Source organism: Microcystis sp. (assembly GCF_048564745.1).
GTDB classification, from domain to species: domain Bacteria; phylum Cyanobacteriota; class Cyanobacteriia; order Cyanobacteriales; family Microcystaceae; genus Microcystis; species Microcystis ichthyoblabe_A.
Genome location: NZ_JBLZRT010000073.1, coordinates 1 through 13,623, shown reverse-complemented (window position 1 = coordinate 13,623; position 13,623 = coordinate 1). Strand labels below are relative to the sequence as shown.

8 protein-coding genes are annotated in these 13,623 nt (G+C 43.0%); 1 reads left to right on the top strand and 7 read right to left on the bottom strand.

Annotation, left to right across the window (positions count from 1 at the left end; translation table 11 throughout):
• Positions 1–10 precede the first annotated feature (10 nt).
• From ACOCD9_RS09490 to ACOCD9_RS09470, 5 genes are all read right to left on the bottom strand, one after another.
• Positions 11–808 carry a hypothetical protein gene (locus tag ACOCD9_RS09490; protein WP_287701544.1) on the bottom strand — a complete coding sequence of 266 codons (798 nt, stop codon included), beginning with the start codon at positions 806–808 and terminating at the stop codon, positions 11–13.
• 1 nt (position 809) lies between these two features.
• Entirely contained in the window at positions 810–3,269 is a 2,460-nt protein-coding gene (locus tag ACOCD9_RS09485; protein WP_287701542.1) for a dynamin family protein, read from the bottom strand.
• A gap of 411 nt (positions 3,270–3,680) precedes the next feature.
• Positions 3,681–7,550, bottom strand: a complete 3,870-nt coding sequence (locus tag ACOCD9_RS09480) for a peroxidase family protein (RefSeq protein WP_419547223.1) — start codon at positions 7,548–7,550, stop codon at positions 3,681–3,683.
• Positions 7,551–8,069: 519 nt separating this feature from the next.
• Complete coding sequence (locus ACOCD9_RS09475; RefSeq protein ID WP_287701538.1) at positions 8,070–9,254, bottom strand: ATP-grasp domain-containing protein; 1,185 nt, start codon at positions 9,252–9,254, stop codon at positions 8,070–8,072.
• A gap of 60 nt (positions 9,255–9,314) precedes the next feature.
• Entirely contained in the window at positions 9,315–10,535 is a 1,221-nt protein-coding gene (locus ACOCD9_RS09470) for a hypothetical protein (RefSeq protein ID WP_419547221.1), read from the bottom strand.
• Between the two features lie 987 nt (positions 10,536–11,522).
• On the opposite strand from ACOCD9_RS09470, the gene ACOCD9_RS09465 reads away from it, so the two are divergent.
• Positions 11,523–12,200 (top strand): hypothetical protein, encoded by a 678-nt coding sequence (locus ACOCD9_RS09465; RefSeq protein ID WP_419547219.1) that lies wholly within the window; start codon positions 11,523–11,525, stop codon positions 12,198–12,200.
• A gap of 53 nt (positions 12,201–12,253) precedes the next feature.
• On the opposite strand, the gene ACOCD9_RS09460 is transcribed toward ACOCD9_RS09465, so the two are convergent.
• Together ACOCD9_RS09460 and ACOCD9_RS09455 are read right to left on the bottom strand one after the other, a co-directional pair.
• Positions 12,254–13,192: a GDP-L-fucose synthase family protein gene (locus ACOCD9_RS09460; RefSeq protein WP_419547217.1), complete on the bottom strand. Its 939-nt coding sequence runs from the start codon at positions 13,190–13,192 to the stop codon at positions 12,254–12,256.
• 12 nt (positions 13,193–13,204) lie between these two features.
• Positions 13,205–13,623 (bottom strand): GDP-mannose 4,6-dehydratase (locus tag ACOCD9_RS09455; protein WP_419547215.1); only part of this gene is annotated, 419 nt, incomplete at its 5' end.

Genomic DNA, 13,623 nt, shown 5'->3' with positions numbered 1-13,623 from the left:
AATTAACTCCTTAAATACGGTTGAATGATTTGAGAACAGACGCATCTCTCAAGCGACCTAGCTGGATAATTTGACCTTCTTTATTCTTAGGTATATCCCTTTTAATAACATATTTAGTTTCTGCACCAATGATATCTTGTCCATTGGTTATGTCAATCCTAATATAAAATTTAAGTTGACTGTCTGGTGAAATTTCTTGAACAATTGTCTCTATAATTTTTTCATCAGCTTCCTCTTTTCTAATACATAAAAATTCTGGAGCAGATTCAATTAGTTGAATTATTCTCTCTCTATTTATCAGCTTTCCTTCAGTTAAGTCATAAACTGCTGATGCAGGAACAGCTAGACAAATCGCTGTAGGAATTGCACGTCCTTTTTCGGGTGATATATTTTGCTGTTGATCTTGGCTTAAAGACTTCGATTTTACTAATGCAAATCCTGAGAGTAAAATAAAAGCGGCAAATATCAAGAACTCCATTTGTGTTTTTTCCTCCAATTTTGTAAAAATAGACTTTTCCAGCCAAGTCGATAAGCCCCAAATATCGATTTTATCTATTAGAAAACTTTTTCTTACAGGATCAAAAAATTTTTTTACTATATTATCATAAATAATGCTGAAATCGTTTTCTAGGTAGGAATTAGTTTCAATCCCAAAACACTCGCAAACTTTCTTTGCTTTTACTTCATCTTTCTCTAGTAGATTAATGACTTTATAAAGTACCCCCCTTTTCTCAGATTTAATTTGGGAATATATTTTATTAATGTCAAATCGTTCATTGATTAGAGATTGAAAGCGATCATTAGCCATTTTACCTATCATCCTCTTGAAATTTGTCCAGTTGATAAAATTCCTCTTCTAATCTTTTCGCTCTTTCTTGCATAGGTTGCCACACATTTTGCTGTTTTTCATAATCAAAAGTCATCTCCTGTCTAGCCTTTTCTAGTCTATCTCGATACTGATCAAGAATATCATTTTGAGTTTTATCTACACTTTTTTTTAAATCGTCAATTTGTGCTAATAGCCATTCTATTACTTGCTTTAACATCTCAGGTTCAACTTCTTGTAACTGTTTTTTCCAGTCGGCTAAAATTTCTCCTATACTTGGAATTTTTGCATTATCGCTAAAGCGTTTTTCCTTTTTGGGAATTATCCATAACCAATGTTTCCAAGTTCTATATTCTTCAATATATTTTTCTTTTTTAATTTCAAAGTCCGAGTCAAACTTAACAAAATCAAATTTTAGATTATCTTTAACTTTGTTTAACTCTGATTCTGGAAATCTAATCACAATATCAGGAGCGCGTTCATTAGAACCTTTTTCTAAATAAGCAAGATGACAGATGAATAATTCATTTACCGCTTCATACATTCGCTGAATCTCTTGGGTAGCAATTTTATCCAACACTTGCGCTATAATCAGACTAAGATGAATAGACAGTTCGTTAAGTTCGTAATTTTTTTCCTTAAGACTCTCTTTTTCTTCCTGAGTTTTTGCCACCACATTTTGTCCATTTTTGGCGAAATAATGAATATAGCCCAGTTGGATTAATCTTCTCAGATTACCCTCTAGCAAGTTAACATTGACAATATTAGCTTTTTTAAAATTAGGATGATCTAGCGTAACTCTGCCATTTTCTAAAGATTCTGCAACTGCTTCTAAAATATGGTCAACTCCTCTCCCCAGAGCATTTCTCCAATCATAGAGAGGAACTAATTTTTCTTCAATTTCATTATAAGGTTCAGTAAATTGAAGATCGGTAATAGCTTCTGTTAATATAGAAAGGGGATCATCTTCTGTTTGTTGGTTTATATACTCCTTACAGGTTTGATTAATTTTTTCAAAAGGCTTTCGTAAATTAGCATCACTCACTTGCAGAAATTGATCTAAGGAAGATTTAATCCATGAGATTTTTTCTATTTCCTGTTGATAATTTTCTTCCGAACTGTTAAGAATTGCCGTGGTAGTTTGTACTGCCCATTGTGCAATACTATTTCCTGCCGCTACCTTAAATCTTTCTATAGCTTGGGGAATAACTAATTTAGGAAAATGTTCTGCTATATGCTTGCTTAGTTTCTTTTCAAATTCTTCTGCATAGGATTGTTTGAATAACTCTTTGGCAATTTGTTCTTGTTGAGAGATAGTCCATTGTTTAGGATCAAGACTTAAGTTTCCTCGCTTCATGATTTCCTTAATTAAAACTTGAAAGTTATCTCTAGCTTGCTCATAGGGTTTTAATACTTTCTCAAGTCTGGTTTGATCATGCTCTGACCAATTTTCCTCTCTTGTAGGTAATTCCTCTAACAGATCCTGAAGCAATTTCTTATTATCCTGAATTTGTAAAGCTAATAAGGCTGGCCATGTACTCAGTTTTACAATTCTCAAATTTTCAATATCTTTTGTGTATTCTCTTAAATTCTCGATCAGTTTTTCCTTAATATTTTCAGTCGTTTCTTCAACAAACTCACTTTCACTTTCTTGCCAATCATCATCTGATCTGAATATATCAATCCGATTTAAAATAAATAGCATTCGTGCAGGAGAGCCGCCTAAATCTTTAACTTGATCAACAACTTCTGATAAGAGATTATCAACTTTATAAGGATCTGTTTCTGCGCTGTTATATGTTACTAAACATAAAGCTTCACGACATTGTTTGATAATCCCAAGATTTCCCTCATCTCCTACATAAGATAACCCGGGTAAATCTAATAATTTAACTCTAACCCCTTTAGGCAATTTTAAGAAACTTTCATCTTTAACCAGTCTAAAAGGATAATAAATAATAGAGCGAGGGTAAGCTAAATCAGGTTGTTTTTTTCTGGCTTTAATATAAGCCTTCATTAACTGTTTTAAGCGACTATAAATATCTTCATCGCTAATCTTTTCCCATTTCCCGCATTCCCACAACGCCCCTGGCGTTTCTTCAATAATTAAAGTCTTTTCTTCGCTATACTCAATGGTAACTGTTCCTGCACTCATTTCTCGCTGTGCCATCGGTACAATATTAGCACCACAGAGGAAATTCACTAGGGTACTCTTCCCACTGCTCGTCGTGCCAGTCGTCGCTAAAATCAGGGTAGGATGGCGCAATTCATTGATTAACACTTCTAAAGCTTTCTCTAGGTTACTAGAAAGTTCGTGGATCTCACCATGATAGGATTCAGGAAAATGCTGAATAATCTCCGTTTTGAAGTCACCCCAATAACCCGCTAGAAGGTTGGCTTTATTTTCCACTGCTTGGAAAACTTCGTAAGATTTTTGACCCATAATACTCCATCCCTGACAGAATAAGCCGATTCAAGAATAAGCCACAACTTCATTATACTGAGTTTTATCCGATTGATTGGAACCAACGCTTTTCATGAGTTCTGAAATTTTCTGGTTCTCATTAAGCCTAGATTTTGCCGCAACTTATTGAGAATGTAGTCTCTGATACTAAATCTGGTTATTAAAAACTGATTATTTATTTCCCCTTTTGCCTCTTGCCTGTTGCATGAGTGCCTCCCCTCTATAAGTAGCCTATACTCAACGGATTTAGTATGAAACGCTGATAATTGCGTTCAATATTCTTAATAACTACGGCGGATTCAGGATTGGTCTGGTACATTCTCCACTAAGGAATTAGCTGTGCCAGACGAATAAAGCAACCGCCGTAATTTATTACGCTTCCAAGGCCGCTCAGATCAGCAAGAAATTGCTGCTGACCAGGTTGGGGAAGACCGCGTTGGCCGACGCCACATCCGAGGGAAAAGCTGGATTGAAGCGGTTCAGGTTGGCGATCTGCGTGACCGCGAGAACGCCAGTGCCGTCGGGATCAAAGAACAGATCACCGTTGGAGAGGTTATAGATGAAGCGCTGGCTTGCCGTGTTGGCCACCGTCGCCCCAGCCTCCGCCCGCAGCTGGGCTGCGGTAAGGGTGGAGCCGGTCAGGCCTGCGTAGACGTTCTTGTCGAAGACCAGTTGGTCCAGACTGGAGTTGAAGTCCCGCAGTTGATCCACCCCATTGAGACCTGGGGCCTCGTTGAAGGTGAAGCGATCGTTTCCTCCCCCCCCTGTGATGATGTCGTTCCCCTGGCCGCCGATGAGGGTGTCGTTACCCGCCTGTCCCTTCACCTGGTCGTTGCCCAGCCCACCGGAGACCAGGTCGTTGCCATTGCCGCCGTTGAGATCATCGATGCCATCCTCACCGAAGAGGCTGTCGTTGCCCTCTCCGCCATACATATCGTCGTTGCCAGTGCCGCCATAAATCTGATCGTTGCCGGCATCCCCACGCAACATGTCAAAGCCGTTTTCACCGTAGATGGTGTCATGTCCTTTACCGCCATCGGCAAAGTCATTGTCATCGCCGGCCCAGAAGGTGTCCGCGCCTCCATCGCCCCACATGCAGTCATCCCCAGCCAAGCCCTTGAATTGATCGGAGCCGTTGGTGCCGCCAAAGAGCTCACTGGCCTTGCCCTCCCCGTTGGGACTGAACACGCCGCGGGCATCAAGGTAGTTGCCACCATTGCCGACAAGCACCCCATTCACATAGCCAGCCCTGCCCACCAGCCGTTGAGTTCCAGTGACATCTACCACCGTCTGAGTGGCCTGAAGCAATAAAGCTTCAGAAGAATAGGTGTTGAAGCTTTGCAGGGATCGCTCATAATCAGCATCATTCACCGCAAAGATCTTGTGGTAGAGATGCTTCACTCCCGTGGCAGCCATCACCATGTCGGCCACTGTCTTGCCTTTGATTTCCTCCACCAGATCCGTGGCAGCCAGCTTGCTCAGGTAGTAGGCCTCATCACCCCGCTGCAGTTGCTGCATCTGGTAGGCATAGATGAAATCATGGGTCGGGCCAAGCATACCGCCGGGGGTTTTGGCCTCTGCCAATCCCCCCAGCCAGAGGGAGATATTTTGGAAGTTCTGGTTGCCGCTGGGCGTGTTCACCGGTGCTGCGGGATTCAGGGCATCGGAGCTGCTGCCGCTGTAGAGCAGGCCCATGAAAGCGTCATCCCCCATGGCCAAATCCGCCGCAGCGGAGAGGGCGGCGGCGTAGGTGGCTGCCGCGCCTGGAGCCGAACTGGCTTGCAGTTGATTCCAATAGGAGAGATTGGCATTGCCCGAATAGCCACTGAGGATGGCATCGCGGGCGTAGGCCATGATGAACGTCTTCAACGATTCGGGATGAAGCAGATGGGCTCCAAAATCCTTCCAGCTGATATAGGGCCGCAGGTTGGCCTCCAGGGACGCCAGGTTAGCGTCAATGGCATTGTTGGCCTGCACCAACCCAGTGGTGCCATCTGGAGAGGTGCGTACGTCACGAAGGTAGGTTTGAATCTGGCGACGGGCTTCATTGAGGGAGGTGATGCCGGTATCCAGGCCGCGGGCGATGTTGAGGGCGCCCAGATCCAGGGGCAGGCCCACCAGGGCGTTTTGAAGGGTGTTGGTGATGAATTCATCGGTGGCGTTGCCCACCTGCTGGCTCATCCCTGCGGCGATCTGCCCTGCTGTGTGGCGCGTGTAGATCTGGGGGGCGAGAAAGGCCTGCAGCAGCGGGATGTCCATCTGCCCGCCGGGGTTAGCCAGGCCCGTTTGCTGGTTCACCGAGGTGAGGGCCACGGTTTCGGTGAGCTGGGAATGGCCGAAGCGAAAGGCGCTGGAGGCGAATTCCGCCAAGATGCTGGCATTGAAGCCGGCGTTGTTGTTGTTGCCCGCATTGGCACCTGCGAATGCACCCAGGTTGGGGGTAATGCGCCGCGCGTACTCCTGCAACACATGGTGTTGGTAGAAGTTTTCATTGGCCAGCTTGGCCATTTCAAACAGTTCTTCTCCGGAAAGGGCCTGGTTATTACCATTGTTTCCGGCATTCTGGGCTAGATTGGCCTCGATCTGAGACAGGATATTGTTGTGGGTGGTGACAAAGATCTCATGCATTGCCGTGAGACCAATATTTTCATTCAGGCGCCCATCTCCGCCCACAGCGTGTTCATTCAGCCGAGAGGGATCCTTCAGATCACCGTTGGCTTTGAAGGGATCGCTACCAGCAGGCTGGGGAGATCCTTTCCAGTCACGGGCCAGATCGATCAGAAACGCTGAACCGGCCTTGGCCAGCACCTGATTGGACGTGACATCCGCCGTATCAAAGACGTAGCTCTTCTGCCCCGTCACCTTGTTGAGTACCACAAAGGCATAGCGCCCCGCATTAGGCTGGCCCTGGGGGATGATCTCCACCAGGGGCACAGACAGCACATCGCGATCGCGCAAGGTCAGGCCAATGCGCTTGGCATTCTTTTTCAGGTCAAACCAGCGGGCGGTGGAGTTTTGCGGATCTGCGAGCAGCCGGCCCGTCAGTTCACCATTGCCCTTGTATTCCCGCATGAAAATGGCATGGCTCTCCACCGAGCCATAGACCTGGTTGAGATCAAAAAAGGCGGAGGTCTGGTTGAAGCTCTCGCCATTGCGTGGGGTGAGCTTCAGCACGCTCTGGCCGCTGCCGTTGGTGGTGGTGGAGGCAACCACGCCGGTGAAGGCCGCCTTGCTGTTGATGGTGGTCACTATATCGTTGAGGGTGGCACCCGCACTGATCACGATCAGCTGCTCATTGAGTACCAAGGTCCCCCCACTGGTGCCAGTGAAGCTGGTGCCGATGGCGGCGTTCTCATTGTCCACATCCCATTGGCTGGGGCGGCTGTAGCCCGCTAGGCCTAGCTCCGCCACTAGGGCATCGCGGCTGCCCTCGCCGATCTCCACCTGCACGGTGTTGGTGCGGGAGAGAGCCATGAAGTTGGTGGGCGAGCCAGGGGTGTAAAGGCTGTCTCCGGGGAGCAGGGGGATCAGCAGGCTGCCATCCTTGCCCTTGGCGAGAAAATCCATGCCGTGGTCGTTGTATTGGCCAAACAGGGCGAAAAAGCCTGAATTCGGCAGGGGATTTCCGGTATTGGAGCCATTCACCCCATTGCCACCGGTGAGAATGGTTTCATGGCGGGTGTTGTTTTTCTGGCTCACCCGCTTGCCGGCCTGGGTGCCGGCCTGGGTCCACTCCCTGGCGTAGGGATCATCCAACACCTGCAGCGCTGTCCTGCCGCTTTGATTGGAAACCAGATTGCTGATCAGCCTGGGGCTGGCATCAAAGATGTGGGGATTGCTGGGATTGGCAGAGCCGCGAAGGCTGTAATCAATCGTATAGTTTTGGTCGTAGACGACCGCTCCCGTCTGGAAGTTGATCGTGAAACCACCCGTGGCTTGCGTGAAGCTCTGGCTGGTGAGACGGCGAAACAGTGTGCCTGTCGCCCCGGCCATGAATTTCGGATCTGTGGTGGACAAGGGGTAGGGTGCCGAGATGGGGGTGATGCCGCCACCCACCTGGTAACGCAATTGATCCGTGCCATCGACAAAGCGGATGCCGCTGGTGGGTCTGGCGCCCGTCACACCGGGATTGAAGCCAGGCAGAACGGCGAGACGGGGATCGTTGTTCCACTCCTTGTAGATGCGATATTGATAACGGAGAAAAAACAGATCGTCGATTGTGAAAGTATCAATCACCGAATCGAAATTGGGATTTGGCATGATTTGGCAATGTGCAATATTTTTCCTAACTCGTGTGCAACCATATTTTTAGTCTTGATTTACAAGGCTTTCAGAAATCAGCAGAGATAAAGTCTCCTTTGTAACCCTGATTCTGTCGTTTTTAGTTGCACATCGCGTTTTTTTACTCTAAAGACAATAATATGGTTTAAGGGCAGAAACGTTGCATCTCCCAATAAAACTTTACATTTAACCCACCCTGCGCAATCCTTAACATTCCATTGATAATTTTCCCTAATACATTGCTTAGAAACCATTACCAGCAATGATTATAGCTAGAGTGATCGATTTTTCTCAAGGTGAAGAATTGTAATTTGTTTTCTCAGAAAAATCAATTATTGAGAATGGTTCTTAATAGTAGTTTCTACAATGACAGTTTTTGGTAAAAACATCTTGAGGAATGTAAAAATATATAAAAATATATGAAGATGTGCGGAGTGTCGGATTTAAGAACATAACAAACCCAAAACGCCATTTTTTCAATTGAACTGGTCACTGATTCTAGGCTAATTTAATTGCTGCCGTGACTACCTCTTCTAAAGACTCTAACCAATGAAAGTTAACATCAGCTAAACTCTGACTGAGATCGATCGCTTGGTTGTCAGCTAGGACGCGAAAAATTATTTGTGGTAGGGTGGGATTGAGAAAAGAGCGGGGTTCCAAGGTTTGTCTTTCCTGTCGGGTCGCCCGGATCGTTCGTTCGCCGCTGCCCCGGCTGGGTGATAATGGGCTATAACTGCGGTAGTAATGGCTAATAGTCTCGATCGCTTTTTGGCCAAAGTCGGGATAACTGATAATATCAACGATAACCACTTTTAAATTAGGCAATAGTTGGAATTGTTGCAGACCAGCCTCTATTTGCTCGTTTAATTGCTCTAATTCTAGTCTTTCCTCCAGTATAAGCCATGCCGCCAGTTTTGCCCCCTTGCCTGCCAAGGCATCCCAGACAGTGGACATCAAACCCTGGCCATTGCTAATCACGGCTATTCGGCCGGTTTGATCAATTATCGACCAAGGGGATTGTAATTGGGGTGGGGTCAAAGCTAGAAGATCGAGATGTCTAGCTAAAGCGGCATCATTAACACTTATTTTGCCATCTAGGGCCATCACTTCCCCAGCTTCGTTGATACCGAGGGGATTAATCTCGATAATATCGAGATCTTTGCTGACAAAGAGACTATACATTTTTTCGAGAATTTGACTGATAGACTCGATCAAAGACCCTCTTAAACCCATAGATACGGCTAATTGCCGACAGAGATAGGGGGAAAATCTCGCTTCGATGACCACTTTTTGCATGGTTTCCAGTAAACTGTCCACATCCATCCCCCCTTGACTCGCACCCAGTAAAACCGGTCTTTGCAGATGATAATCGAGTAAAATGGCTAAAAATATCTCCTGTTGCGGATTATACCTGGCTTCTGCTAAGATTACCTCTGGATATTCTCCGGCGATCGGTAAATGAAAGATAGCATGGGCAGCAGCGATCGCATCAATGGTATTAGCGACAAATTTCACTCCTCCTGCTTTTCCCCGGCCTCCGGTGCGTACCTGGGACTTCAGCACGATAGGATAGGGAATGTTTAATCTTTTTAGTCCCCCCGGTTCGTGGATTGGTTGGGAAGGTAAAATGGGGATACCGACTTGAGCAAATATTTCCTTGGCTTGGTATTCGAGTAAATCCATAATTAATTAATTGATAAAGTGGCAATTCTCTCTTTGCTCGTTTCAGTAGCTTGGGGACTATTAACTATCATAAGTTTGTGCAGTACCACAATGATAACAATAAGGTAAATTTTTATAAGTTAACTCATGGCAATGATGACATTCTACATATTGATAATAACCGCAATGGGGACAATGAGCATCTTGATTTTTAATCGTTTTAGCGCAGTTAATACATTGTGATTTTTGTACTCGTTTTGCTGCTTGAGACTTGGTATTAAAAACAAACTTTTGCAAAAATTTAATAATAGCAAAACCGCACAAAGGGATTAACAGAATATAAACATATTGAACTAAAAATACTAAACCTCCAAAGATAGCACCGATAATATCAAAAATGAATTGTGTAATAATACCAATTTGCAAAAATTCAAAAGCTTTGAAAATTAAAGGAATGAAGAAAATAACTAATAAATGCCAACTAATTAACGCTATTAAACCATAGCCGCGACTTTGGGCATACTGATTCACTAATAACGCAACAATTATTAATGGTGCTAAAAATAAAACTTGAAAACCTAATTGAATGCTAGGATACCAAAAAGTCGCATTTTTATAACCAGCTTCCACATCATTAAATTTACTTTCATTTCTCATGAAAGCAAGTAAATTTTGACTCGATGGTTTTTGTAGTAGTTCATTTTTTAGCTTAACAATTTCTTCTTTGATTTTTGATATTTTTTTATTATTTTCCTCTAGTTTCTGTTTTGCCTCTTCCGCTTTTACCCGGTTTATCGAATTGTTGGCAGACTGTCCGGCAATTTTCTCTAATAGGGTAGAATCATATTGACTTCTAATAATTCTATTATTATTTTCTAGTATATTAATATTATCTTGTTTTGTTTGTATTTTACTTAATAAAGTTTTATTTTCTTGATTATTTAACTTATTTTTAATATCAGCATATTGCAAACAAATTGGAGAAACTTTACCTAAATGTCCTATTTCTTCATCTTGATAATTATTATTTTTATAATCAACTAAAAAAGTTGTAATTAAATCATAATCTCTATCTGGACTATTATTTTTCTTGTAACTTTGCCATTCGCTGTAACAAGTATATACTTGTTGGGGGCTTAAATGCCACCTACTAATATCATCTAATCCTGTAAAAACATTAACTAAGATGAAAATATCAACAATTATTATTACCAATAAACTTACTTTATTTAATGGTTTATCATTAATCCTTTTTGATCTCCTGAAAAACTGATTCCACAAATTATTAAGTTTAGTAAACATAATCTACTCCTAAGTACAGGACAAAAAGGATGATATTTGGAAACTTCCCGCGCTCTCCCCTATCTAAATGGAGCAAGAGGACTCCCGTTAAATTTCTCCTTAATTAAAAATATACCAGAAATTAACGGGAGATGAATTGCGACCACAGGGTGAGAGCATCTCAAAAGCTATTGACAATTGGCCAATTTTGTGATACGGTTGCTGTTTGGGCATTTCAAGTGATACCACTCAATCAGAATAGTTACGAAATCTTAACATTTGGTCGATTTTTGCTTAACAATTGAGATGACAAATTCTCCTCAAATATGCCTGAATCGTCCTCTGGGCAAGCAACCCACACAAAGTTCATTTTGTCAAGGATTGTTAAGATGCGCTTCCCCTGAGCTTATGGATAAATTTATTGGTTTGAGTATGCTGATTTTTGGGTTTGTAATGATGGCCTTTAATCCAGCAGTTGGAGTGCTAGTGGCTCTTTTTGGGTTGATCGTGACTTGGAATAGCGAGAGAACTGTTTCTGTTCGATCACAGGACAGGGATAGGGTTCCTTGTCCTCATTGTGCTGAGTTAATTCAACCGAAAGCGAAGGTGTGCCGTTTCTGTGGGGCCAGGTTTAGATGACCCCTTGTCCTGAGTTTGGGATCGGTGGCAACCCGATCAGAGGTTTCTTCAGTTTTTTGTCACAATTGTTACATTTTTTCAGAGATTTTAATTCGATCGGGTGATTTTTTTTTGATAGGATTGAACCTATAATTCTCCCATAAATAGTTATTGTTCCCCATTAACCGTGCCAAACTAAGAACTGCGGACAAATCAAGAGTTTTGGCGTTTCAATAGACCAACTAAACTAATAACTGGCAATTAGTAGGAAATCTCAGTTATTTTTTGCTAAAATTCTCCTTTTTCCCGCATTTTCTTGCTTGGAAACAAACTTTTCTCCGCTTTCGTCTCTGTCTTTAATTCGCTCCCACTAGGAAACTCAAGGGTAAGATGCTATATTTTCAAAAGCAGGGTCGTCATCATCCTCTGACCCTATTAACAATGCTTTTAAGTGCTTCTTTCGTTGTGGTCTCCCTTTCCTTGACTCCTGCGATCGCACGTCAATTCGCCCCAATTAACCCGATTAAACCGATTCCTTTGGGGAATGCTCAATTAATTCCTGCCGGCACAGACATCCCTGTAAAATACGAGCAGGGAAAAAAAATTCTTTTAACCAAACAAGAAACTTTTTCTTTATCTCTGACCGTCACCGATAATATCAAAAACTCCCAAGGACAGACAATTATTCCTGATGGTAGTCAGATTATCGGAGAAATTAAACCCGATGGTCAAGGTTCGCGTTTTTTATCCCAAAAAATCTTTTTAAAAAGCCATCAACCCCAAGAAAAATCTATCGATGCTATTTCGGCAGTTTTCACTCGTCTAGAAAGGATAATTAAAGGAGTTAACCCCGATAAAATTATTCAGGGTGCAGTATTAGGAAAATCCGCCGCTTCTGTCCTCGCTTCTTTTACTTCTGACCGACCGGTTAGCGAGGGATTATTACGAGGAGGGGGATTAGAAGTATTAGCCGGTTGGTTATTACGAGGAGAATCGGTGGAATTATTGTCAATTAACCCCAAAGAAGATTTAAAATTAACCCTTCGTTCTGATTTTACCGGTCAGTAACCTTGTAAAAATCTGGTGTGTTAGATTAATAGCTAACACACCAGATATCTGGACTAAGCGGCGTTTTGCCGATACCATTCAATGGTTTTTCGCAAACCTTCTTTAAATTCCATTTGGGCAACAAAACCGAATTTTTCCTGAGCGCGGGTTGTATCTAAACAGCGTCGCGGTTGACCATTGGGTTTATCTATTTCCCAAACAATTTCGCCATCAAAACCCATTAAATCACAGATTAATTCGACTAAATCTTTGATAGAAATTTCATAATTTGTACCAAGATTAACCGGGTCTGATTCATTATAGAATTGGCTGGCCATGACAATGCCTCGTGCTGCATCGGTGGAGTAGAGAAACTCCCGGGTTGGACTACCATCTCCCCAGACAGGAAGTTGTTTGTCTCCCCGTTGTTGTGCCTCATAAACCTTGCGAATTAAAGCAGGAATTACATGGGAACTACCCGGATCAAAATTATCCTCTGGCCCGTATAAATTCACTGGTAAAAGATAAATTCCGTTGAAACCATACTGCAAACGATAGGACTCTAATTGTACCAATAAAGCCTTTTTAGCGATACCGTATGGCGCATTGGTTTCTTCGGGATATCCTGACCATAAATCGTCTTCACGGAAAGGTACTGGAGTAAATTTTGGATAGGCACAAATTGTCCCCACACAGACAAATTTTTGCACTCCTGCTAGATAGGCAGCGTGAATTAATTGGGTTCCCATCATTAAATTATCATAGAATAATTCGGCGGGTTTTTCCCGATTGAGACCGATGCCTCCCACATGAGCAGCCAAATGGATAATTAAATCTTCTTCGTTGGCTAAACGTTGACAGTTTTCCCAAACTCTTAAATCACAATCCTTTGACCGAGGAATTGTAATTTTTTCGGGATTGGCCCCCGCTGCAATTAATTGATTAACTACTTGCCGACCTAAAAATCCGGCCCCCCCAGTGACAACGATTCTTTGTTCGCTTAAATTCAGCATATTTTTACCTCTTTAATCCACAGTTGTCATCGAACGATTGCGAAGATAGGCCAAATCTTTTAATAACTGTTGGCTATCACCACCGTTATTAAGATTAATCCCCAAAGCCGCTAAATCCGCATCTACCATTAATTTTACCAGTCCCTCGAATGTCACCGACGGCTGCCAACCTAATTTCTCTCTGGCTTTTGTGGAATCTCCTATTAATAAATCCACTTCCGCTGGACGCAAATAACGTTGATCAAACTCCACATAATCCTGCCAATTTAAATTAACGTATTGGAAAGAAATATCGAGAAACTCCCGGATAGAATAGGTTTCATTGGTCGCCACCACATAATCATCTGGTTCTTCCTGTTGTAACATTAACCACATCGCCCGCACATAGTCCTTAGCATAACCCCAATCCCTTTTAGAATCGAGATTTCCTA

Excerpts from the sequence above, each read along its gene's own strand:
- ACOCD9_RS09490 (WP_287701544.1), bottom strand. The coding sequence starts at position 808 with ATGGCTAATGATCGCTTTCAATCTCTAATCAATGAACGATTTGACATT.
- ACOCD9_RS09485 (WP_287701542.1), bottom strand. The coding sequence starts at position 3,269 with ATGGGTCAAAAATCTTACGAAGTTTTCCAAGCAGTGGAAAATAAAGCC.
- ACOCD9_RS09480 (WP_419547223.1), bottom strand. The coding sequence starts at position 7,550 with ATGCCAAATCCCAATTTCGATTCGGTGATTGATACTTTCACAATCGAC.
- ACOCD9_RS09475 (WP_287701538.1), bottom strand. The coding sequence starts at position 9,254 with ATGGATTTACTCGAATACCAAGCCAAGGAAATATTTGCTCAAGTCGGT.
- ACOCD9_RS09470 (WP_419547221.1), bottom strand. The coding sequence starts at position 10,535 with ATGTTTACTAAACTTAATAATTTGTGGAATCAGTTTTTCAGGAGATCA.
- ACOCD9_RS09465 (WP_419547219.1), top strand. The coding sequence starts at position 11,523 with ATGCTATATTTTCAAAAGCAGGGTCGTCATCATCCTCTGACCCTATTA.
- ACOCD9_RS09460 (WP_419547217.1), bottom strand. The coding sequence starts at position 13,192 with ATGCTGAATTTAAGCGAACAAAGAATCGTTGTCACTGGGGGGGCCGGA.